We start from the raw sequence: 21489 nt of genomic DNA, 5'->3' as shown, positions 1-21489 counted from the left end.
CATGGCCATTCCGTTCGTTAAAGACTTTACGTTCGAGTACGAGAAACTGGAGAGGGTGACGGACCGCATTAGCCGATTGGTGGCCCGCAACCCCGGCTCGTTCACCTATACCGGGACAGGCGTCTACGTCATCGGGGACCGCGACGTCGCCGTCATCGACCCCGGCCCGGACACGGAAGAGCATTTCGAAGCGCTGAAGGCCGCCTTGGAAGGCAAGACCGTCACCCATGTGCTGGTCACCCACTCGCATATGGACCACTCTCCCCTCGCCAAGCCGCTCGCGGACTGGGCAGGCTGCAAGGTCTACGCGAAAGGACCGGCCTTTCCGACCGCATCGCAGATCAGAATGGAAGCTGGGGACGATCTCTCCTTCGACCCGGACGTGGTGATCGGCGACGGGTGGACCTGCTCAGGGGACGGATGGACCATCGAGGCGATCGAGACCCCCGGCCACACGGCCAACCATGTCTGCTACGCCCTTCGCGAGGAGAGCGCCCTTTTCTCCGGCGATCACATCATGGGCTGGTCGACCTCTATCGTCTCTCCGCCCGACGGGTCGATGGAACAGTATCTCGACAGCCTGCGGAAGGTTCAGAAGCGGGACTTCGATACGATCTATCCCAGCCACGGTGCGCCGATCACGGACGATCCGGGCGGCTTCATCGAGGCCTATATTGCCCACCGCAAGAAGCGCGAGGCGAGCATCCTCGCCGCTCTCGAAGCGGGAGACCGGTCGATCACGGACATCGTCCGCCGGGTCTATACCGATGTGGACAGCAGCCTTCACCCGGCGGCATGCCACTCCGTACTGGCCCACATGATCCATCTGTGCGAGCTCGGCACGATCAGCAGCAGCCATGGCGAAGCGCGGATCGATTCGAGCTACACACTGCTTCAGGCAGAGGCGGTGGCGTAGGCTTCGATGTGTACCGTCACTGCCTTCCGCGCGCCCCGCGGCTGGATCGTCACCATGAACCGCGACGAGCGGCGCTCTCGCGGGCCTGAGATACCCCCTTTCGAATGGGAAGGCCGCGGCTTCGTCGCGCCGCGCGATAGCGATGCAGGCGGTACCTGGATCGGGCTGCGCCGCGACGGCGTTTGGGCCGCCCTCCTCAACGGCTACGGCTCCGGCTTCGATGGCTGCGTGAAGGAGCCTCTTCAGACCAGGGGGAGGCTCGTGCCAGCGGTCCTGCGCGAAAGCGACCCGGTAGGCGCTCTTCGGCGCCTCAACCTGTCCCATACCCAGTCCTTCCGAGTGCTGATCGGTACGTCCGCCGGGCTGGAGAACTGGTTCTGGGATGGCCGCTCGCTAGAGAAGGCTGATCTGCATCAAGATCAGTGGACTTTGATCACCTCCTCCTCCTACGAGCAGGAAGCGGTCCGCCAGGCAAGGCTCGCCATGTTCCGCCGGTGGCTGGATGAAGGCGCCGAGACCGACCCGTTCGGCAGGCCTCTCTACCACCTCTCCTCTTACGGCATGGACCCGGTGGAGGCGGTGCTGATGTCTCGCGACGTCTCGCATACGAAGAGCTGCATTCAGCTCGACACCGCAGCCGACAACCCCGTGGTCCGCCACTGGGACGCTGCCCCCTTCACGAAAAAGCCCTCCACCGAGGTGAAGGGCTCTCCCGTTACAGCTCGAGTTGGGCGACGAGGGCTCAGCCCTTCGCCGGAACCAAGGTCCTGCCGATACCCGTGATGACCGCCAGCAGCTCCCGACGGCGCAGCAGCAGCATGACCACGGACAGCACCCAGACCATGACCGCTGCCATGAAGAGGCCGCCGCCATCATTGTTCGGGTCGATGCCCAGGGGCGTGAACAGGTGGAAGGTGATCGCGCCGGTCATCACCGCTACGGCCACGGCTGAGCCTACCGCCTGAAGGCGGCGGAAACGGGCCAGGATACCGAGAAGCAGCAGCGACGAGGCGACGAGTTCGGCGGACCCGATCACGTACTGACTGAACAGCCCGGTCTGGGCGAACAGCCCCTCTGCGCCGAAGCTGGCAGCCCAGCCGTCGAGCTTGCCGAAGATCACCTGGGTATTCTCGTGGTTCGTGAACTTGTAGCGCAGCGAATCCAGAAAGATCACCGAGGTGAAAAGAGCGATCCCCGTGGGGACCAGCTTGACTGCCTTCTTGACCAGGCTGCTCTGGTTCTGGTCCGGTGAAGTGATTGACGTTGCCGACATGGGTTTGTCCTCCAAAATCTTCACCTCCTTCTTCGCTGCGCACCGCCGAAAAGTGACAGAAGCGAAGGTTGGGCCGGGAACAGCACACCGAATTGAAGGCTGTTTCCGTCACACGGGGAAGGACACTGAGGCCGTGTAGGCCTTTTTCTCCTCGTCTCGGACGGCTGTCAGCTCGCCGCCGAGCTGCTTGGCGAACACCGTGACAAGCTTCGAGCCGACACCGGTGGACGTGACGCCGGGTGCGCGCTGCACCTCACCGGCGCCCGTATTGGTCAGGCTCAGCTCGTAGCGTCCTTCCGTCTGGCGCAGCCTCACCGTCAGCCTGCCTGCCTTACCCTCGGGCAGGCCGTACTTGAAGGCGTTGGTGACGAACTCGCCGAAGATCATGCCGAGGGGGATGGCCTTCTCGGTCGCCAGCGCCAAGGGCTCGACATCGTAGTAGACCTGCAGCTCCCGTATCTCGCAGTCATAGGAGCTACACTGATCGTCCATGAGATCATGGAGAAAACGGTCCATCTCGATGGTCTTGAAGCTGGCGTCCTGGTAGAGCCGTCCGTGAACGGCAGCAATGGCGTTGATACGCTGCCGGGCGCCTTCCAGCACCTCGACCGTCTCCGCACCATGACCGGAGGCCTGCACGCGCAGCATGGCGGAGGCGAGCGCCAGGCTGTTGCGGATACGGTGGTTCATCTCATGAAGAAGAGCCTCCTTCACCTCCACCGCCCGCTGCAGATCCTCATGGAGGCGGACATCATCGGTCCTGTCCATGAAGGCGCCGACGAGTTTGCGCTCGCCGTCCGATCCGTCCACCATCTCGCCCAATGCACGGACGTGGCGGCAGGCCTCCTCACCGGGAACGACCACGCGGTAGTCGAACTGCGCCACCTCGACCTCTCCGGCCACAGCGGCGGCGACCTGCGCGTGGACGCCGGGCAGATCGTCAAGGTGCACGCGGTCGAAGAAGGGTTTCGCGAGCGGTCCCACCTCGCCAGGCTCGTAGCCGAACATCTCGTCCACGCTGGTGCCGCGGTCGAAATAGTCGGTCTCCGGCACATACTCGAAGAAGGAGATGCCGGCGCCAAGGCTCGCCGCCCTCTTCTGCGCACTCTGCTGCTGGTCCCTCAGAATGGTGGCCGTGACGTCGGCGGAGGTCTGCAGAACCGCGACCACCTCCCCGCCCATGCAGATAGGGCTATGGCTGATCTTCCAGTAGCGGCTCTCATAGGAGCCGTCCGGCCGCTGGAGATCGTGACGCTGAAGCGGCACGATGTGCGGCTCCTTCGTCTCGGCGGCCAGCTTGATCGAGTCGCGCACGATGTCTTCCGTGCTCGGCCCCTGCTGGTTGGGGTTCTGTGGCCAGATGTCGAAGACGAAGGAGCCGACCACCTGGTCGGACGTCACCCCGGTCATCTTCTCATGGCGGCTGTTCTGCGCCAGCACGATCAGATCGAGGCTGAGAACGAGCTGTGCTTCGAGCGACGCTTCCAGCATCGCCGTAACCTGGGGCGACTGCGCGGATAATTCTCCGTGCCTATCGGTGGTCATTCCTGACCTTCCAGTCTTGTCCAGCAAACTGCGAGCCCCCGCCTTCCTTCGCTGGAGGCAGCATTACAACAAAACCCGATGATGTGATCATGACAACGGCGACAATCAAAACCGTCTTGTAATCAGTCTTGTTGGTTCTTTTCCTGCACGATCAGTAGCTTGAGCAGGAGGAGGTGACTATCCTCGGCAGCGCGCTCCTCGACATCCGGACAGGTCCTTTGGACATCCACGACTATGCCGCCGCCTTGAGCGTCGTCCCTCAAGCAGCTCTTGCCGAACTGCTGCACTGCACAAGTCACTTTTTCGCTCCTCCGAACCATGCCTAGATACGTCATCTCGAGGCAGGAGGACCGGTCATGGGCATCATCGACGAGTTCAAGAAGTTCGCAGTCAAGGGCAACGCCGTCGATCTGGCGGTCGGCATCATCATCGGCGGCGCTTTCAGCACGATCGTGAAGTCGCTGGTGGACGACATCATCATGCCGCCGATCGGCTATCTGACGGGCGGGGTGGATTTCTCCGACCTCTACGTCAACCTCAAACCGGACAGCGAGTTCGCCTCCCTGGACAGGGCGAGAGAGGCAGGTGAGCCGGTCGTCGCCTACGGTCTGTTTCTGAACAACATCATCAGCTTTCTGATCGTGGCCTGGGCGGTGTTCCTTCTGGTGAAGGGGATGAACAGCCTCAACCAGAAAGCCGAGAGCGAGGCGCCGAAGGATGCTCCGGTCGAGCCGCCTAAAGAGATCCTTCTCCTCGAAGAAATCAGGGACGCCATCAAGGCTGGCAAAGGGCTCTAAGCCGACCAGGAGGAGTGAGGCGGATCAGCCCCCTCCTCTCGGCCTGCCGGAAGTAGTTCCGCTCCCGGTCGAAGTCGTGGCCCGACCATCCGGCGAAGCCGAAGCCGAAACAAGTGATGGGTTGCGGCTCTTCGTTGGTCAGCAGCCAGTGCAGAATGATGAGACCGGTGGAGGGCGGCGCCCCGCCGGTGATCACTCTCGCTTCCGCCTCGAATCGGGGTGGCAGCACGAGCACTTCCTTCCCCGCCTTCTCGAACCGTTCAGTAGCCTCGCGGGCGTAGTTGGCTGCATCCTCGTTGGCGACCGTTTCGGGATCGTGGCCGGGCTCAGGCGGTATGGGCAGGACGATCCTGTCGGCGCGGGAAAAGGCGGAACCGTCGGTGAAGTCGTCCGTAGACAGCCACTCCTTCATCTGGCCGCCGCAATTGATCAGTACGAGGTCCGATAGCTTACTGCCTCGACCAGCATCGAGCCCGCACGCGTTGTTGAAGCGTATGACCCGGTCATGGGCATCGATGTCTGCCGACTGGTCGTCCACACCGGGAGCATTACCGACCACGGCGATCCTGGCTTCTGTCCTCAGCGCTAGTACCCTCCGCAGAGGGTCGTGAACCAAGACGTGTCGAGGTTCTGATAGCGCGCGTCGAAGCGCGTGCGTTTTTCAAGGGCAGCACGGTCGAGAAGCTCCACCTCACGGCGTTGCCAACGGATCAGCCCTTCCTGCTGCAGCTCCGCCTTCGAGCGGCTGATGGTAACCGGGGTGAGGCCCAGCGCATCGGCCATCTCGGCCTGGGGTATGGGGAAGAAGAAGTGGTCACCGAGCTCGTCATTCGTGATGCAGAGGCGCGAGCGCACGGTCAGCATGAGGTGCGCGATCCGGTCCTTGGCGGCCAGCCTGCCGATGGATTTCAGCCGGTCCAGCATGATGACGTGGTCGATCAGACTGAAAGTGAACAGCAGCCCCGTCACCGCCCTCGATGTTTCGAAGACCGGGCCGAGCCTCTCCTTCGGGAACGGACACAGGGTGCTCTCCGTCAAAGTGACGAGCTCGTAGCTCGTCTGCTCGTAGGGCAGATCGTGCAGGCCGACCACATCGCCGGGGACGAAGAACTCGAGTATCTGCCGCCGCCCATCGCCAAGCTCCACGGCAGAGAAGAGCCAGCCCTCTTTCACGATATAGATGGACTCGACCTCGTCACTGGTCCCGCGGACCACGTCGCCCGCGCGAAACTCGACCTCGTCTTCCTCGAGGGTAGCCATCATCTCCCTGTCGTTTTCAGAGAGATCGGCGTGACGTCCCATTTTCTGAACGAAGCAGCTATCTGAGCTCATACGGCACCAGTGTTTAACCTATGTGATGTGACACTTCCTACCAACCTAGATCGGCATGGACGGCCGCCAAGGCCTATCTGGTCCGGTTGGGGGAATTTGAGAGGCCCAGCCTAGGCGCTCCACCTGTTCGGCTCGGAGCCCCCCATTTCTGGGCCGATGAGGCGGCGAGGCCCACCCCCTGGCCCTTCAGGACGATACCGTCGGACGGCCGAAGCTGCACCGGCGCCTTTCGGACGGGTCGCGCGAGCGTCTGAACGCTCACCAGGTAGTCCTGGACGTGGCGTTTCCAGCCGTAGAACGACGAACGCCTCTTTCCCGCCTCGGAGCAGCCGCGCCAGTGCTCCTCATCGAAGAGAAGTCGGCTCAGACCCTCAGCGATGGCTTCGGGTGAGAAGGGGTCCACCAGCTCGCCGTGCCGACAGATCGAGAGGATGTCCCGCGGCCCGCCATGGTGGGTGGACACCACCGGCAAACCGCACGCCGCCGCCTCCAGCAGCGTTAGCCCAAAGGGCTCGTTGAACGCCGGGTTGCAGAACGCCCCTCCCCTCGAAGCTGCGTACTGGTAGATATAAGGAACGTCCGAGGGCTGGTGGTCCTTGGGCAAGGCGACCGAGCCCCAAAGGTCGTAGTAGTCGGTGAGGTAGAGAAGCTCCTCGAGAACTTCGCGGTTCTCGGCGGTCTCTTTCTTGATGTCCCGGCGTGTGCCCGCGAACAGAAGAAGGTTCGCCTCAGCCCTCAAGCGCTCGCTCTCCCCGAACGCCCTCAGAAGCCCGGCGAGGTTCTTCTTCCGAACCGGCCTGGAAAGCGCCAGGATAGGCTTCTTCGCCGGGTCGTCCAGAAAGCGCTCGATCGCCTGCGTTAGGCGCGGCGGCACGTCGGCGCCACTGACGCCCTTGAAAGCCTCCAAATCGCAGCCAGGCGGGTTGATGTCGATCTTCGTCCGGTCGGTGCTTCGGTACATCCCATACTGACGGACCGCCTCGTCCTTGGAGCTCACGATGATGCGGTCCGCACGGCCGATGGCCTCCTCCTCGATGTCGATGCGTGTGCGCAGAGCGAGGTCCGCCTGCGCCATTCTAAGCGCCTGCTGTTTCACCCGACCGAGCGAGTGCGCGGTGAAGACATAGGGAATGCCGAGGCGCTCCTTCATCCGCGCGGCCAGCCAGCCTGCATCGGCGTAGTGGGCGTGGATCACGTCAGGCAGGGCGGGAAGCTTCCTGAGATACGCCTCCAAACCGTCGGCTAAGGAGGGCAGCTCCGGCCGAAGGTCCTCCTTGGCGAGATAGGCGGCGGAACGGCTCGCGATACGCACGATGGCTGCCCGTTCGGAGATCACCTCCCTGCCTGCGCGGTAGTCCGGCCCGAGCTCCTCGTCGTCGAAGGCGCGGGTCACGATCTCCTGGCGCTGCACACCGGCGGCTTCGGCAGCCTCCACCAACTCCAGGAGGTAGCGAATATGTCCGCCCGTATCGGCGGTCAGTCCGTAGGGAACGTTCCTGGCTTTGAGGCAGCCTTGGAGAGCGACGTGCATAATAAACATGACAGGGGAACGAGGATTCCTGCGTGCAGTTCCGCCCCCGTGCCAAGTTGCGTCAGGCCCTCTCGAAGCCGCGTTCCGCCTGCTGAGCGATTCTGATACGCTCGCTTGCCGCGCCTTCTGAGCGAACCATATCACAGCCCGTTGCCGCTCTACCGAGTAGCGTTCTGCGTCAGGACATATCCTATGATTGGTAAACGCCCTATCGGCTTCTTCGTTCACCATCAGGGGCGCGGACATGCAAAACGTTGTGAGGCGATCCTCTCGCACCTGCCTGACAGGCCGATCACAATCCTCTCGGCCGACCGAAGCATCTTCGGCCAGCTCGACGACCGGGTGACATTCACGGCACTGCCCGACATGATCGGCGACCCCTCACGGACCGAAGTGCTCCACGACCAGGAGACGCCCCACGTCATGCACTGCGTGCCCATGGGGTCGCACCGCCTGCGTAGGAACGCCGGTCTTATCAGCAAGTTCCTGAGCGAAGAGGACCCTACGCTCTTCGTGGTGGACGTCTCGGCGGAGTGGGCGCTGCTGTCCCGCCTCCACTCAGTCCCTGCTGTCTCCATCCGCATGCATGGGGAGCGCGGCGATGCAGGTCACCTCGGAGCCTACGAGGCCTCGGCGGCCATGCTCGCCCCGTTCTCGGAGACGATCGAGCAGGAGGACTACCCCGAACGCCTCCGTAGGCGGACCTTCTATACCGGCGGCCTCTGCACCAACACCGAACCTGTACCAAGCCGCCTCGAAGCGAGGAGGAAGCTCGGTCTTCCAGCTGAGCAGCATATCGTGCTGACCCTCTCGGGCGGAGGCGGGCACGGCTCGCTCTACGCTCCGCTCACCATGGGGGCGAGGGCGCTGTCGGAGAGTCTGTGGCTCACGATCGGCCCGGTCCACCGGGAGGGGCACGAGACCGAGTTCGGCAACCTCGTCAACAAGGGCTGGGTCGAAGACCCCCTCTCCTATATCGCTGCAGCCGATGTCGTGCTCGCCTCGGCCGGGGACAACACGGTGCACGAGATCGCCCGCGCGGGAAGGCCGTTCGTCTGTGTACCCGAATGGCGCTACTTCGCCGAGCAGGTCTGCAAGGCCGAGCGCCTAGGCGCCGCCGGAGCAGCCTATGTCCTGCCTCACTGGCCCGCCTCCAACGCAGCCTGGCAGGACGCTGTCAGGGCGGCGGAAGCGCTGGACCTGTCCGCTCAGCGAGAGCTCTACGATCCCGAAGCACCGCGCAAGGCCGCCGGTTTTCTCACCGATCTCGAGCAGCGTCTGTGGTTAGGAGAAGCGGACGCCGGGACCCTGCCAGGCGGCCTCCAGCTCGTCACCTGAGGGGCGGCGCAGCACCGTCAGCTCGTCTTCAGTCCACCGCACTAAGCCACGCTCGGCGAGCTGGCCTAGCCAGTAGTCCATGCACCACCTGCCGTGCTTCTGCCGAAACAGAAGAGCGTTGCGGACGATGTCGTCGAAATGGTGAAGCGGCGGTATCGCCACGCGGTGCCACTGGTGAACGGCCCTCATACCGGGGACGAAGAGGAGCTCCGACACCACTTTCCCCAGGCGGTAGGCGAAGTCGGTATCCTCTCCCCCATAGCCTTCGAACTCCGCATCGAAGCCGCCTACCTTTTCGAAGGCCCCCCGAGGAACGGCGAAGGCCAGCGACCAGAGCTCCGTCATCTCCTTGAGCGTGTAGGGCTTCCCATCCGGCGGTGGGCTCGGTCTGGCAGGATGGCGAACGGCGAGGTCCCACAGCGCATCGAAGCCTTCCGCCTGCGCAGCGTTAGCGCCCAGATAGCGGCAGTCACCGGTGAGGCACCGGTCGTCTCGGGCTGCCGCTGCTGCTTCGGCGAGGAAGTCAGGCCCCGGAATACAATCCACATCGAGAAAGACGAAGAGGTCACCCGTGGCCCGCGCCGCTGCGGCGTTGCGGGCCTCGGCGAGGGGCAGATGATCCGCCGCGACGTGGACGAGCTCGACTTCGTTCAGCAGTTCCGAGGGCAAGTCGGGCACCTCGTCCTGCATCAGCGCCACGACGATCTCCGTAGGCTGACGGGTCTGCGTCAGACAGCCCCGCAGCATGCGTTCGAGATGCTTCTCTCGCCCCCTCACCAGGGTCAGAATGGAGGGCTTCATGCTGGCCCCTGCCATCTTTCGAGGCCGTCCATGATGCCCGCCGCCCCGCGAAGGTCGGAGAAGTGCACCCCCTCCCTCCCCCTCAAGCCGTCCAGCTCGGCCCGGTCGCTCCGGACCACGACCGAGGACCCGGCCGTGGTCAGCAGGTCCTCATCATTGCCGCTGTCACCGGCGGCGAACACCTCGTTGAGACCGACGCCCAGTTTCGCGGCGAGAAAGGCCAGCGCCTGCCCCTTCGAGGCCCGCTCCGGCAGCACGTCGAGGAACTGGCCGTGGGACCAGATGACGGTGGCGGCTATGCCCTTACGGCGAAGCCGTTCCCTGACATCCGACGCCACCCCGCCGCTTTGGACGAAGTAGCTGCGCTTCACAGGGCTCTGGCACTCCTGCCCCTGCGGTGTGATGCCGGGCAGATCGCCGAGGAGCCGGTCCACCGCCGCTGCGTCCCAGCCCACTGAGATCGCGTCTCTCCACTCGAGGTCGGGAACAAGGTCCTCGCCGCGGCGCTGATGAATTTCGCTTCCCACGGCGGTGATGAGGTAGCGAGGGCTCGGCGCCTGCCACTCTCCGATCAGCCTCAGGGCGACAGGGAGATGCCGTCCAGTGGCCACCGCGAACAGGGTCCCGGGGTGCTCGCGAAGCCAGACCTTGAGCTTCGTCAGCCCGTCGCGGTCCCCGATCAACGTGTCGTCGATGTCGGAAACCAGCATGGCCGGAGCCGTCGCGTTGCTGCCCTCGGCCATGTGGTCTCTTGCCCCTACCGCTACATATCAAAGGTCGCCGGTTCAGTGGGGAAGGTAGTTCGTTGGCCATCACGTCAAGCCGCAGCGCGCTGAAGGTCGCGCTGGTCAGCCCCCTCATCCAGCGAACGCCCCCTCCCCTTTCCGGCGGGACGGAGCGGGTCGTCCACGACCTGGGCGAGGCGCTGGTCCGCAAGCGGCATAAGGTGACCCTCTTCGCGGCGGAAGGCTCGGAGACCTCCGGCGATCTCATCACCGCCGGTCCGCCCGTCGCAGAGGTCGAGGACCATCCCCCCGGCTACCCTGCCGCGAGGGAGGCGCAGCTTCTCGACCTGGTCCGTCAGCAAGCCGAGCGTTTCGACGTCATCCACTGCCACACCGAGTTCATGCACGCCCCGGTTCTTGCCGAGCATCGCAGTAAGACCCTCACCACAGTCCATTGGCGCACGGACGAAATGGACAGGCAGCACTTCTTCCGCGCCTTTCCCGACCTTCCCGCCGCGTCGATCTCACTGGCCCAGGCCAGATCCCTACCGCCCGAAGCGCTCCATTTGGGTACGGTCCATCACGGCATGCCGAAGGATCGCTACGAGCCGGGCTCGGGAGGGGGCGGCTACGTCGCTTTCCTTGGTAGGCTTACCGATCAGAAGGGGCCGGACCGGGCGATCCTCGCCGCGCGCCGCGCCGGTCTGCCGATCAGGCTCGCTGGCGACATCGACGTCGGCAATCCCCGCTACTTCGAGGAGAAGGTGAAACCGCTCCTTGGACCGGACGCCGTCTATGTCGGCCCGCTGAACGACCACGCGAAGCAGCAGTTTCTCGGCAACGCCGCGGTCTTCGCCATGCCCATCGACTGGCCCGAGCCTTTCGGTCTGGTCGTCATTGAGGCGCTGGCCTGCGGCACACCCGTCGTGGCCACGCCCTTCGGCGCGATGGAGGAGCTGATCGGTCCGGATAGCGGTATCATCAGTAGTGAGAGCGACTTCGCAAAATCGCTGAAGGAGGCCGCCAGCCTCGACCGCAACGCCGCCCGCAAGCGCTTCGAAGAGCACTTCACGGACGACCGTATGGCCGAAGGCTACGAGGCTATCTACCGCCGCCTCGCTTCCGGCGAAGGGCTTCCTCGTAGACCTTGAGGGTCTCGGCGCCGAGGCGTTCGCGGCTCAATCCCTCAGCCATTTTCAGACCAGCTCGGCCCATCAAACGCGCCTGGTCCTTGTCGGTGAGAAGCATCGCCAGAGCTTCGGCTAGCTCTTGGCCGCGACATCTCTCCGCCAGCACGCCGATGGGGTGCTGGCCAATCAGGTCGAGCGCGCTCGGGTCTTCCGCGCAGGCGAGAAGCGGACGACCGAAAGCGGCAGCCTCGCGGTAGACGAGGCCATAGCTCTCATAGCGGGACGGAGCAGCGATCAGGTCGGCTTCCTCGAAGAGACGCAAAAGCTCCTCATCACCGACCCTTCCGCGCACATCGATGGACGAGCGAACCTCTTGAGGCAGGCCCAGACCGCTCGTCCCCTCATCGAACTCACGATCGCTGAGACCGGCCAGGACGAGGCGTGCTTGCATGTCCCTACGCAGAAGAGCGAAGCCCTCGACCAGCTCACGGAAACCCTTGCGCTTCTCAGCCCGGCCGATGAACAGGACGGTAGGCACGTCTCCCTCGAAAGGAGCGCGCGCTTGTCGTCCCCTCTCCAGCCACTCGGCGGACAGGCTGAGCGGGATGACGGCGTGGTGCTCCTTACCGCCCAGGCCGTACCACCGCTCGATAGCCTGTTTGTGGTGGGGGGCGTTGGAGATCAGCCCGTCGGCTCTTCGGGCCGTAGAGGCTTCAAACCGATGAGCGAAGGCCAGATCTATCCGGTCGCGCAGCGACGCATTAGGGTCTCTCGCCTCGATCGCAGGGGTCGAGTTGCGCACCACCAACGCTGCACTGCCCGCAACCAACCCTCCGGGGGCGTACCAGTTGGTGGTCTCGACCACGTCGAAGGGTCCGTTGGCAGCCACCAGCCTTTTGATGCGCCACGGGACGGCGAGATGCCCCGCCGCCATGCGCGGCCTCAAGACACCCAGCGCGGAGCGTTCTGACACCGCGCAGCCGATGAGGCCTATGCCTTCCGCTATCTCCTCGCCGCCGCGGTCCAGGGTAAAGACCGTCACCTCCGCCCCCTCCGCCCTCAAACCAGCCGCGATCTCCCCCGCCGCCCGGCCAAGTCCGGTAGGCTGGGGCGGGTAGTCCCAGGTGATCAGTCCAACGCGCAACGGGGTGCCCCTTCCGAAAGGGAAGAGAACTAAGCCGCCGGTGTATAGAGGCGAGTCTTGCTTGACGGCGCCGCCTTCATATCTTGCAGGGATGACCGAGCGCACCGCCCTGACCGCCGACGCGATTGCCGCCGCCGACGATCCGGACGCAGCGGCGGACTTCCTGAAACGCCACCCGGCCAGACGAAGCGAGCTGTGCCGTGCAGCGGAGGCTAAAGGCGCGAGTGCCGTGCTGTTCGAGCTCGACCGGCTCGCTTCGGGGGCACAGGGCGGCAGCACGGACACGCCGGCGCTGGAGCTCAGGCTGCAGGGTCACTCGGTCGTTTTCGGGCGTGATCACGCCTATCTCATGGTCATCGTCGATGATCACCCGGCCTTCGACGACGATCCGCGCTTCGCCCGCAGGCTGGAGGACGGGCGCCGATACGCCACCTTAGGAGCCGGACCGCGCGGCATGATGCCGATCTTCTCGACCCTCGTCTCCGGCGTGAACCGCGCCGCCGATCTCAGCCCCCTCCTCGCCGACACGTTCGACCTAGAGATCCAGCACCCCGATGTCGCCGCCGGGCAGCGCACCGAGCGCGATGTCGTGGACGAGCTTTTTGCCGTCGATGAGGGGTTCAGCGACGAGCTGCCCTACGATATCCTGCCCTTTCCCTGGTCCGACGGGTACAACTCCAACAGCTATATTTCCGGTCTGCTGCAGGTCACGGGATGGGAGGCGGACCAGCCAGGACGGGTACCTGGCTGGACGAAACCCGTTCCTGCCGAGTTCTTCACCGGTAAGGACCAGGCGGAAGATGAGGCGATGCCCTTGACTTCAGGCCGCGGAAAGCAACCATAGCATCTTGTTGTCAGCCCTTTAGCCAACGGCCGGGCGGAAAGATGTCTTGATGCCCCAGCGCCGCCTAGCTGCCGGGACGAACGCCGAGGAAGCTCGGCAAACCCTTCTTCAGCGGTTCGGCGAGGTGCGGGAGCGCACGGTTCGTCTCACCAGGCATCTCGAACCGGAAGACATGGTGCTACAGTCCATGCCGGACGCGAGCCCCGTCCGCTGGCATCTCGCCCATACCACCTGGTTCTTCGAGACCTTCATCCTCGGAAAGTTCGCAAGGGGCTACGAGCCTTACCACTCCTCCTACTGCCACCTCTTCAACTCCTACTATGAGAGCGTCGGCAGCCGTTGGCCGAGAGACCAGCGAGGGCTTCTCTCCCGTCCCACGGCAACCGAGATACTTGATTACCGACGCGCCGTGGAGGAGAAAGTGGCCGATCTGATCGGCTCGCTCGATGCGAAGTCGTTCGAAGGGGTGCGCCCTCTTCTCGCGCTGGGCCTTCACCACGAAGAGCAGCATCAAGAGCTTCTTTGTACAGATATCAAGTCGGCTTTCGCCCTCAGCCCGTTGGCTCCTGCTGTCCTTCCCCTGCCGGAGAGTTTTGCGGCGGAGCCTGCCGCCCCCAGCGCCGCCGCGAACGAGCGATGGGTTTCCTTCGAAGGAGGGCTGCGAAGCATCGGTTTCGAGGGGGAGGGGTTCGCCTTCGACAATGAAGGGCCTCGCCATCAGAGGTTCCTGCAGGACTTCGCCCTTCACGGCACACCCGTGACGAACGGCGCCTATCTCGAGTTTCTCCAAGACGGCGGCTACCAGAACCCGCTTCTGTGGCTTTCGGACGGTTGGGCGTGGCTGCAGGAATACGGCATCGAGGCACCCGTCTACTGGCGTGAGCGGGACGGTGAGTGGTTCGAGGTCACCATGCACGGCCTCCTGCCGCTCCGCCGCGACCGCATTCTGTGCCACGTCTCCGCCTACGAAGCGTTCGCTTTCGCCGAGTGGGCCAAGGCGCGGCTACCTCGCGAAGAGGAGCTGGAAATCGCCCTCGAACGCGACGACCCGTCTGGAGGTCAGTTCCTTGACCCCGAAGGTTTCATCCACCCCCATCTCGCAGGACGGGACCAAGCCCTAGGCTCCGCCTACGGAACGGTCTGGGACTGGACCCAGAGCTCCTACTCGGCCTATCCGGGCTTCCGCCCCGCACCGGGCGCGGTCGGCGAGTACAACGGCAAGTTTATGTCCGGCCAGCTCGTCCTCAAAGGCGGCTCCTGCGCCACACCGCCCGGTCATGTCAGGGCGAGCTACCGCAACTTCTTCCCGCCGGATGCGAGGTGGCAGTTTACCGGCATCAGGCTGGCGAAGGATCTGTAACTCTATTACTCGCAGCGTTGAAGGTACCGCCTCCCTCTCCCGCCTGCGGGAGAGGGACCGAGGGTGAGGGTGTTCTGAGCGCAGGTTTCTGTTCCGAGCGCAGCAGTACGGCTTCGCCGAGGCCCTCACCCGAAATCAAATAGATTTCGACCTCTCCCGTGAACGGGAGAGATGAGCTGTCCTACTCCACCTCACCGGCGTTCAGCATGGGAAGGATCACCGAAAAGTCCTTCTCGCCGTGAAGCTTCGCCGCGCGCTCGTAGATCGCCTTGGCATGTTCCCCAAGGGGAATGCTCGACCCCGACGTGCCCGCAGCCTCCGCCGCGAGACCTAGGTCCTTCAGCATCATGGGAACGGCGAAGCCCGGCTTGTAGTCGCGGTTCGAAGGCGCCGCCGGAACCGGCCCAGCGGCCGGGCAGTAGCTCGTCATCGACCAGCTCTGACCCGAAGCGTTGGACGAGATATCGAAGAAAGTCTGCGCGTCGAGGCCCAGCTTTTCAGCCAGGTGAAATGCCTCGCAGGTGCCAATCATGGAGATCGCCAGCAGCATGTTGTTGGCAATCTTGGCCGCCTGACCGTTGCCGCTGCCGCCCGCGTGGAAGATCTTCTTGCCCATGGCTTCGAGGATCGGTTTGGCTAGCCCGAAGGCTTCCTCCGTACCCCCCACCATAAAGGTCAGCGTACCCGCCTCCGCCGCAGCCGTTCCGCCGGAGACGGGGGCGTCCACCGCCGGGAAGCCCCGCTCGGTCGCGCCTTTACCGAGTTCCCGCGCGGTCTCCACGTCGATGGTCGAGCAGTCGATCATCACCGTGCCCTTCGGCGTGCTCTGCGGCATGTCTTCGAGATAGACCTTAGTGACGTGTTTGCCTGCAGGGAGCATGGTGACGACGGCTTCGATACCGCTCGCATCAAAACCCTCCAGCGTGCTCACGGCCTTTGCGCCCGCAGCCTCTGCCCGCGCCACCGCCTCCGCGCTCAGGTCGAAGGCGTGGACCTCGTGCCCAGCCTTCACCAGGTTCGCGCACATGCCCGAGCCCATATTGCCGAGGCCGATGAAGAGAATGTTGGTCATGGCTTCCTCCCTACCTTCTGTTGTCGCTCAGGATTTTACGAGAGATGATGACCCGCATGATCTCGTTGGTACCCTCGAGGATCTGATGCACACGGAGGTCACGAACGATTCGCTCCACCTCGTACTCAGCCAGATAGCCGTAGCCGCCATGAATCTGCAGCGCGTCGTTGGCGACCTTCGACCCCATATCCGTGACGAAGCGCTTGGCCATGGCGCAGGCCGACGTCGCGTCCGGCTCGCCCGCGTCGAGCTTGCGCGCGGCGGAGTAGAGGAGCTGGCGCGCCGCCTCGATCTCGGTCTGCATGTCGGCGAGCTTGAACTGGGTCGCCTGAAAGTCGGCGATCCGTGTGCCGAACTGCGTTCGGTCCATGGAGTAGTCCGCCGCCCGGTCGAACGCTTCCTGCGCGCCGCCCAAGGAAGCCGCCGCGATGTTCAGCCTACCACCATCGAGGCCTTTCATGGCGAAGGTGAAGCCCTCCCCGTCATTGCCCAGACGGTTCTCGGCAGGCACGCGGCAGTCATCGAACATCACCATGCGCGTCGGCTGCGCGGTCCAGCCCATCTTACGCTCGTTCTTGCCGAAGGAGAGCCCCGGCGTGTCCTTCTCCACGAGGAAGCAGGAGATGCCCTTCGGCCCCTCCTCCCCCGTTCGCGCCATGACGACGTAGACGTCCGAGAAGCCTGCGCCCGAGATGAACACCTTAGAGCCGTTCAGCACATAGCTGTCTCCATCCCGCTTCGCCGTGGTCTTCAGCCCCGCCGCGTCCGAGCCCGAGTTCGGCTCAGTCAGGCAGTAGCTGCCGATAAGGTCACAGGAAGCCATCCGTGTGCCGTATGTCTGCCGCATCTCCTCGGGGCCGAAGCGGTCCACCATCCAAGCCGCCATATTGTGGATCGACAGGAACGTCGCGTGGCTGATGTCACCCTTGGAAAGCTCCTCGAAGATCAGCACGGCATCGAGCCTGGACAGCCCAGAGCCGCCGATGTCCTCGCGCACATAGATGCCGCCGAAGCCAAGCTGCCCCAGCTCCTCCAGTACCTCGCGGGAGAGCTCCTTCTCCTCCTCCCAACGCGCCGCATTGGGCCTGAGCCGGTCATCGGTGAAGCTCTTCGCCGTCTCCACGATCATGCGCTGTTCGTCGGTCAGCATCGCTTACTCCCTATCTTAACACGCAGGTCTGAGCCTGCTTTCCTGGGCGGGTCCTAGGCCGCAAAACCGGGGCGCGGCAAGGTGGTAGCTGGCACCAGCCAGGCGCTCGCCCTATGTCTTCGCCATGGACAAGCTCGAAGTCTTCTACGATGGTGCCTGCCCGCTCTGCCGGCGCGAGATCGCGCTGATGCAGCGGATGGACAGGCAGGACCGGCTGGCTTTCACCGATGTCTCGCCGCCGGATGCTGCCGAAAGCTGCCCCATCGACCAGCGTCAGCTTCTCGCCCGTTTTCACATTCGCACGCCAGAGAGAGAACTGGTGAGCGGCACCAGGGCCTTCACCGCTGCCTACGCCCAGCTCACCGGCATCGGCGCCATCGCCAGGCTAGGCGAGTTCGGCCCCACCCGCCTTGCGCTCGATGGCCTATACACCTGTTCCTCAAAGTCCGCCCCCGCCTGCAACGGCTAGCGGGCGCGAAATAGCGGAACGCCAACGTGCTATGGCTGCTTCTCGTGTAGCGGCACGCTGCGGCAAGCTTCGAAAGCTCACTGCACCCACGGCTAGGCGGCGCGGCGAAAGCGCCTAAGATCGAAGGCATGAGCCACGCTATCCTCGCCATAGACCAAGGCACGACCTCTTCGCGCGCCCTCCTCGTCAGCCCCGACGGCACCATTCATGCCAGCGCCCAAGAGGAGTTCCCACAGCTCTACCCCGCGGAGGGGCAGGTCGAGCACGACCCCGAAGCCATCTGGCAGAGCGTGCTTCGCACCTCGCAGGAGGTGATGGAAGCAGCCAAGAACGCAGGCCGCACCGTAGTCGGCGTCGGCATCACCAACCAGCGCGAGACGATCGTTCTCTGGGACAAAGAGACCGGTAAGCCCCTGCACAACGCCATCGTCTGGCAGGACAGGCGCACGGGCGGTTTCTGTCAGGCCCTACGCGACGAAGGCAAGGAAGAGATGGTCAGGGAGCGGACGGGTCTGCTCCTCGATCCCTACTTCTCCGCCAGCAAGCTCACCTGGCTGCTCGATGAGGTGCCCGGCGCCAGAGAAGCCGCAGAGGCAGGCAAGCTGATGGCCGGGACCATCGACACCTGGCTTCTCTACAAGCTCAGCGGCGGCCGGTCCTTCCTCACCGATGCCACCAATGCCTGCCGTACCTGTCTCTTCAACCTCGAGACCCAGGAATGGGACAGGGGCCTTCTCGAACTGTTCCGCATACCCGAAGGCCTTCTGCCGCAGGTCACGGACAGCGCAGCCGATTTCGGCTCGTGCGACCGCGCCCATTTCGGCACGCCCCTCCCCGTCCTCTCCATGGTCGGCGATCAGCAGGCCGCCGCCGTCGGCCAAGCGTGCTTCACTCCCGGCGACATCAAGAGCACCTACGGCACAGGCTGCTTCGTGCTGGTCAATACGGGCGAGGAGATCAAGCGCTCCAACAACAAGCTCCTCTCCACCGTCGCCTACAGGCTGGACGGCAAGCCGACCTACTCGGTAGAGGGCTCAATCTTCATCGCGGGCGCCGCCGTGCAGTGGCTGCGGGACGAGCTTCGACTGCTCGAGAACGCCAGCGAGACCGCCGAGCGGGCGGAGAAGGCCAAGGCCGACGCCGATGTCATCATGGTCCCGGCCTTCGCGGGCATGGGCGCGCCGCACTGGTCGCCCGATGCCAGAGCTGCGGTCTTCGGCATGACCAGGGCCACGGGGCCGGACGAGCTGGCGCGAGCGGCTCTCGAGGGTGTCGTCTACCAGACTATGGACCTCATCGACGCCATGCGGGCCGACGGGCTCGCCTGCGACGCGCTGAGCGTGGACGGGGGCATGGCGGCAAACGACTGGTTCGTGCAGAGACTTTCGGATATTCTCGCGCTGCCGGTGGATCGGCCTGCGGCGCTCGAAACCACAGCGCTGGGCGCTGCCTATCTGGGCTTCCTCCAGGCGGGAATATTCCTCTCCCTAGACGACATCGCCCAGCAGGTCAGCCGAGACCACCGCTTCGAGCCTCAAATGTCGGCTGAGGACCGGGACCGACGCTTGCGGCGGTGGAAGGCCTGTGTCGAGGCCGTGCTGAGCGTCGCCGCTGTTCAGTAGCGAATCTACCGCACGTCCGGATACTGATCGCCCAGGCGCTTTCTCATGCCGAGGCCCCATTTGATACCCACCTGCAGGTAGATCCAGTTGGCTTTGAGCCCGCCCCATGCCGCCACCCGGCGGTCATCGGTCCTCACCAGCCGGTCGATGAGCCGCACGCGGCCGAGGCTCGTCATCTTCACGCAGAGGTCCGCCTCCTCCATCACCGCCATCTCCGGATCGCAGCCGCCCACGGCCAGATAGTCCTCGCGCCGAAAGAACATGGCATGGTCGCCGAAAAGGAGCCTGCAGCCGCGCGCGAAAAGATGCGGCCTGAACAGCGCGGGCGCGTACCAGGTCTTGGCCCAGTTGTGCAGGCTCGTCACCCAGCGGGTTCGGCGAGGGCCTTCGAGGATGGCGGTGAAGCCAGCGAGGACGGTGCGCCGGTCCTGTATGACCTCCTCGATGATGGAGCAGGCATCTTCGGGTAGGATGGTATCCGCGTGAAGCACACAGACGATCGGGCCTTTCGCCTCCTCAACACCTCGGTTGATCTGCCTGGCCCGGCCCCTGGGATGCTGATGGACCACCAAGAAGCCCGCCTCCTTAGCTAACTCGACCGTCCCATCGCTGCTGCCGCCATCGACCAGGATGATCTCGCGCGGTTGGGGGTAAAGTGCGGACAGGCTGCGAATGAGCCGCGGCAGCGCAGCTTCCTCATCGAGCGCGGGAATGACGATGCTGACCTGGCTCACGCCGGTTCCGCGGCGAAGTGCACGAGGTCTTCGGGCCGGTCGATATCGTGCAGCATGGGGAGCAGCACCACCTCCTGCCCCGCCGCCCTGAGACGCTGCAAGGTCAGCTCATAGACATGCTCCGTACCCCACGGCATGTCGGACAGGACGGATGGAACGGCTTGGGGAAGACCTAGGGTCCAGTAACCCCCGTCATGGGCAGGCCCGAGAACGGCCCGGCCCCCGTCCAGATGCGCAGCGGCTTCTCGCAGATAACCCGGCTCGATACCGGGGCAGTCGGTGCCGAGATAGATGACAGGATAGGGCGAACCTGCCGCCTCAAGCCGCTGACCGAGATCGCCGCCCGGCTGCTCTCGGAAAGGCACGTCGCCGAGCCAGGAGGCGAAATCTTGGGCGCTACCGCCGGTCCCCCACAGCTCAAAGTGAAGGCCGCTTTGACGAACACGCTCGACGGTGCGCTCCGCGAGCCGCCGGTGCATGTCTGCCGCCCCCTCGGGTCCGAGCGCAGGCATCAGCCTGGTCTTGCACTGCCCGGCTACCGGGTAGCGAGCCATGATCACCACACGGACGCTCAAGCCGCAGACCTCTTCTTCGGCGGACGGATGAACCGCGCGGCAAGGGCGTACTCCACCAGGCGCTGCCACCACTCCTCGTCGGTAGGCGGACAGGACCTTCCTGAAAAGACCCTCCAGCCCGCATCATCAAACTGCGGGTTGCGAGAGAAGTAGCGCGCATAGACCGCCGCACCTCGCTCGAAGAACCGCCGCTCGGCGGGCGGCAACGCCTCCATGCTGAAGCTCTCCGGGCTGACGAAGTCGGGACTCGACAGCCCATCGAACTGCGCCAGCGTTTCGGGGAAGGCTCGCAGCGGGGTGGGTCGGGAGGAGACGAGGTGGAAGGTCTGCCCCTTCGCCTCCTCGAAGCGGTCGGCCATCTCCGCGATCCCCTCGCAGACATAGTCGATCGGCACGAGGTCGAGGGTGGCCGACGGCAGAGCAGGCATCGTGCTCACGCGCCCTTCGGCGAAGACCTTGAGGATGGGGTAGATTGTCTCGAACCCCCTCGTCCGCCCCTCGGCATAGTCGCCGAGCACGATGGCCGGGCGGGCGATAGCGAACGGCACATTGGCCTCCCGCACCAGCTTCTCAGCCTCGAACTTGGTGCTCTCATAGCCGTTGGTGAAGCCCTGGCCCTCGTCGAGCTCACCCTCGCGGATCACCCCCTCGCGGTCGCCTGCGATATAGGCGGTGGAGATATGCAGGAGCCCCGCGCCGCCAGCATCCGCCAGCGCGATAATGTTCCGCGTACCGTCGATATTGACGGCCCGGTGCTCAGGGCTCTCCTCGGTGAAAGCTGTCAAAGCGGCGCTGTGAACGATCAGGTCCAGCCGATCGGCAAGCGCTCCGTAGGCGGCTTCGTCGACGCCGAGCCTACCCTTCGTGATGTCACCCTGAACGAGCTCGATCCCCTGAACGGCGCTGCCGTCGTTGCGCGCCACCTCCGTGTTGCGGTTGACGAGGCCGGCCACCTCGAACCCGCGCTCGGCAAGCAGACCGCAGATCTCACCGCCAAGAAGCCCGGCCGAGCCGGTTACGAGCACCGTCCTCATCGGCGCGCCGCTCCTACGGCCCGCAAGCCGGAACACTCTCTCATCAGGCAGAACCCCGTTTTGAAGAACGCCGCCGCCAAGCGCCGCGCTTTGGACA

Annotated in this window: 22 protein-coding genes; 9 read left to right on the top strand and 13 right to left on the bottom strand. The window is 64.4% G+C overall.

The genetic code is table 11. From position 1 onward, the window contains the following. Position 1 precedes the first annotated feature (1 nt). Entirely contained in the window at positions 2-916 is a 915-nt protein-coding gene (locus NOG11_RS03605) for an MBL fold metallo-hydrolase (RefSeq protein ID WP_256618280.1), read from the top strand. 6 nt (positions 917-922) lie between these two features. After that, complete coding sequence (locus NOG11_RS03600; RefSeq protein WP_256618279.1) at positions 923-1699, top strand: NRDE family protein; 777 nt, start codon at positions 923-925, stop codon at positions 1697-1699. On the opposite strand, the gene NOG11_RS03595 is transcribed toward NOG11_RS03600, so the two are convergent. Together NOG11_RS03595 and NOG11_RS03590 are read right to left on the bottom strand one after the other, a co-directional pair. Next, a complete protein-coding gene (locus tag NOG11_RS03595) occupies positions 1659-2189 on the bottom strand; it encodes a hypothetical protein (RefSeq protein WP_256618278.1) in 531 nt (176 codons plus the stop codon). The genes NOG11_RS03600 and NOG11_RS03595 overlap by 41 nt on opposite strands. 108 nt (positions 2190-2297) lie before the next feature. Beyond that, positions 2298-3734, bottom strand: coding sequence for a sensor histidine kinase (locus NOG11_RS03590; RefSeq protein ID WP_256618277.1), 1437 nt, complete (start codon positions 3732-3734; stop codon positions 2298-2300). A 356-nt stretch (positions 3735-4090) separates the two neighbouring features. Here NOG11_RS03590 and mscL point away from each other — a divergent pair, with 356 nt between their 5' ends. Then, positions 4091-4531, top strand: a complete 441-nt coding sequence (gene mscL / locus NOG11_RS03585) for a large conductance mechanosensitive channel protein MscL (protein ID WP_256618276.1) — start codon at positions 4091-4093, stop codon at positions 4529-4531. On the opposite strand, the gene NOG11_RS03580 is transcribed toward mscL, so the two are convergent. The 3 genes from NOG11_RS03580 to NOG11_RS03570 all read right to left on the bottom strand — a co-directional run bounded on the left by NOG11_RS03580 (position 4509) and on the right by NOG11_RS03570 (position 7394). Further along, on the bottom strand, positions 4509-5090 hold the full coding sequence (locus NOG11_RS03580) for a glycosyltransferase family 29 protein (RefSeq protein ID WP_256618275.1): 582 nt from the start codon (positions 5088-5090) through the stop codon (positions 4509-4511). The genes mscL and NOG11_RS03580 overlap by 23 nt on opposite strands. 26 nt (positions 5091-5116) lie before the next feature. Continuing rightward, on the bottom strand, positions 5117-5791 hold the full coding sequence (locus tag NOG11_RS03575; protein WP_256618274.1) for a Crp/Fnr family transcriptional regulator: 675 nt from the start codon (positions 5789-5791) through the stop codon (positions 5117-5119). A 145-nt stretch (positions 5792-5936) separates the two neighbouring features. Further along, positions 5937-7394: a glycosyltransferase gene (locus NOG11_RS03570; RefSeq protein WP_256618273.1), complete on the bottom strand. Its 1458-nt coding sequence runs from the start codon at positions 7392-7394 to the stop codon at positions 5937-5939. Between the two features lie 192 nt (positions 7395-7586). Between NOG11_RS03570 and NOG11_RS03565 the strand changes: the two genes are divergently transcribed. After that, positions 7587-8732, top strand: a complete 1146-nt coding sequence (locus NOG11_RS03565; protein ID WP_256618272.1) for a glycosyltransferase — start codon at positions 7587-7589, stop codon at positions 8730-8732. Here the strand turns inward: NOG11_RS03565 and NOG11_RS03560 are convergent. Beyond that, positions 8679-9533 carry a glycosyltransferase family 2 protein gene (locus NOG11_RS03560; RefSeq protein ID WP_256618271.1) on the bottom strand — a complete coding sequence of 285 codons (855 nt, stop codon included), beginning with the start codon at positions 9531-9533 and terminating at the stop codon, positions 8679-8681. The genes NOG11_RS03565 and NOG11_RS03560 overlap by 54 nt on opposite strands. Continuing rightward, on the bottom strand, positions 9530-10276 hold the full coding sequence (locus NOG11_RS03555; protein WP_256618269.1) for an HAD-IIB family hydrolase: 747 nt from the start codon (positions 10274-10276) through the stop codon (positions 9530-9532). Before NOG11_RS03555 ends, NOG11_RS03560 begins: the two co-directional genes overlap by 4 nt. Positions 10277-10338: 62 nt before the next feature. On the opposite strand from NOG11_RS03555, the gene NOG11_RS03550 reads away from it, so the two are divergent. Beyond that, positions 10339-11409 carry a glycosyltransferase family 4 protein gene (locus tag NOG11_RS03550; protein WP_256618268.1) on the top strand — a complete coding sequence of 357 codons (1071 nt, stop codon included), beginning with the start codon at positions 10339-10341 and terminating at the stop codon, positions 11407-11409. Here the strand turns inward: NOG11_RS03550 and NOG11_RS03545 are convergent. Continuing rightward, positions 11360-12532: a glycosyltransferase family 4 protein gene (locus tag NOG11_RS03545; RefSeq protein WP_256618267.1), complete on the bottom strand. Its 1173-nt coding sequence runs from the start codon at positions 12530-12532 to the stop codon at positions 11360-11362. The genes NOG11_RS03550 and NOG11_RS03545 overlap by 50 nt on opposite strands. Positions 12533-12623: 91 nt before the next feature. Between NOG11_RS03545 and NOG11_RS03540 the strand changes: the two genes are divergently transcribed. Next, positions 12624-13376 carry a hypothetical protein gene (locus NOG11_RS03540; protein ID WP_256618266.1) on the top strand — a complete coding sequence of 251 codons (753 nt, stop codon included), beginning with the start codon at positions 12624-12626 and terminating at the stop codon, positions 13374-13376. Positions 13377-13425: 49 nt separating this feature from the next. Beyond that, entirely contained in the window at positions 13426-14736 is a 1311-nt protein-coding gene (egtB, locus tag NOG11_RS03535) for an ergothioneine biosynthesis protein EgtB (protein WP_256618265.1), read from the top strand. A 181-nt stretch (positions 14737-14917) separates the two neighbouring features. Here the strand turns inward: egtB and mmsB are convergent, their stop codons facing one another. Together mmsB and NOG11_RS03525 are read right to left on the bottom strand one after the other, a co-directional pair. Next, complete coding sequence (gene mmsB, locus NOG11_RS03530) at positions 14918-15808, bottom strand: 3-hydroxyisobutyrate dehydrogenase (RefSeq protein ID WP_256618264.1); 891 nt, start codon at positions 15806-15808, stop codon at positions 14918-14920. A 10-nt stretch (positions 15809-15818) separates the two neighbouring features. Next, positions 15819-16958: an acyl-CoA dehydrogenase family protein gene (locus NOG11_RS03525; RefSeq protein WP_256618263.1), complete on the bottom strand. Its 1140-nt coding sequence runs from the start codon at positions 16956-16958 to the stop codon at positions 15819-15821. 124 nt (positions 16959-17082) lie between these two features. Between NOG11_RS03525 and NOG11_RS03520 the strand changes: the two genes are divergently transcribed. Together NOG11_RS03520 and glpK are read left to right on the top strand one after the other, a co-directional pair. Continuing rightward, on the top strand, positions 17083-17427 hold the full coding sequence (locus NOG11_RS03520; RefSeq protein WP_256618262.1) for a thiol-disulfide oxidoreductase DCC family protein: 345 nt from the start codon (positions 17083-17085) through the stop codon (positions 17425-17427). Positions 17428-17555: 128 nt separating this feature from the next. Beyond that, positions 17556-19049, top strand: a complete 1494-nt coding sequence (glpK, locus tag NOG11_RS03515; RefSeq protein ID WP_256618261.1) for a glycerol kinase GlpK — start codon at positions 17556-17558, stop codon at positions 19047-19049. 5 nt (positions 19050-19054) lie between these two features. Here glpK and NOG11_RS03510 read toward each other — a convergent pair whose 3' ends face one another. The 3 genes from NOG11_RS03510 to NOG11_RS03500 are packed head-to-tail and all read right to left on the bottom strand — an operon-like array spanning position 19055 to position 21392. Further along, positions 19055-19783, bottom strand: a complete 729-nt coding sequence (locus NOG11_RS03510; RefSeq protein ID WP_256618260.1) for a glycosyltransferase — start codon at positions 19781-19783, stop codon at positions 19055-19057. Further along, entirely contained in the window at positions 19780-20358 is a 579-nt protein-coding gene (locus tag NOG11_RS03505) for a TIGR04282 family arsenosugar biosynthesis glycosyltransferase (protein ID WP_256618259.1), read from the bottom strand. The genes NOG11_RS03510 and NOG11_RS03505 overlap by 4 nt, the downstream gene beginning before the upstream one ends. Then, entirely contained in the window at positions 20355-21392 is a 1038-nt protein-coding gene (locus NOG11_RS03500) for an SDR family oxidoreductase (protein WP_256618258.1), read from the bottom strand. The genes NOG11_RS03505 and NOG11_RS03500 overlap by 4 nt, the downstream gene beginning before the upstream one ends. Positions 21393-21489 lie beyond the last annotated feature (97 nt).

It is taken from the genome of Parvularcula maris (genome assembly GCF_024505085.1).
Taxonomy (GTDB): Bacteria; Pseudomonadota; Alphaproteobacteria; order Caulobacterales; family Parvularculaceae; genus Parvularcula; species Parvularcula maris.
The sequence above is the reverse complement of the archived record's forward strand: the minus strand, read 5'-3'. Positions and strand labels throughout refer to the sequence as shown.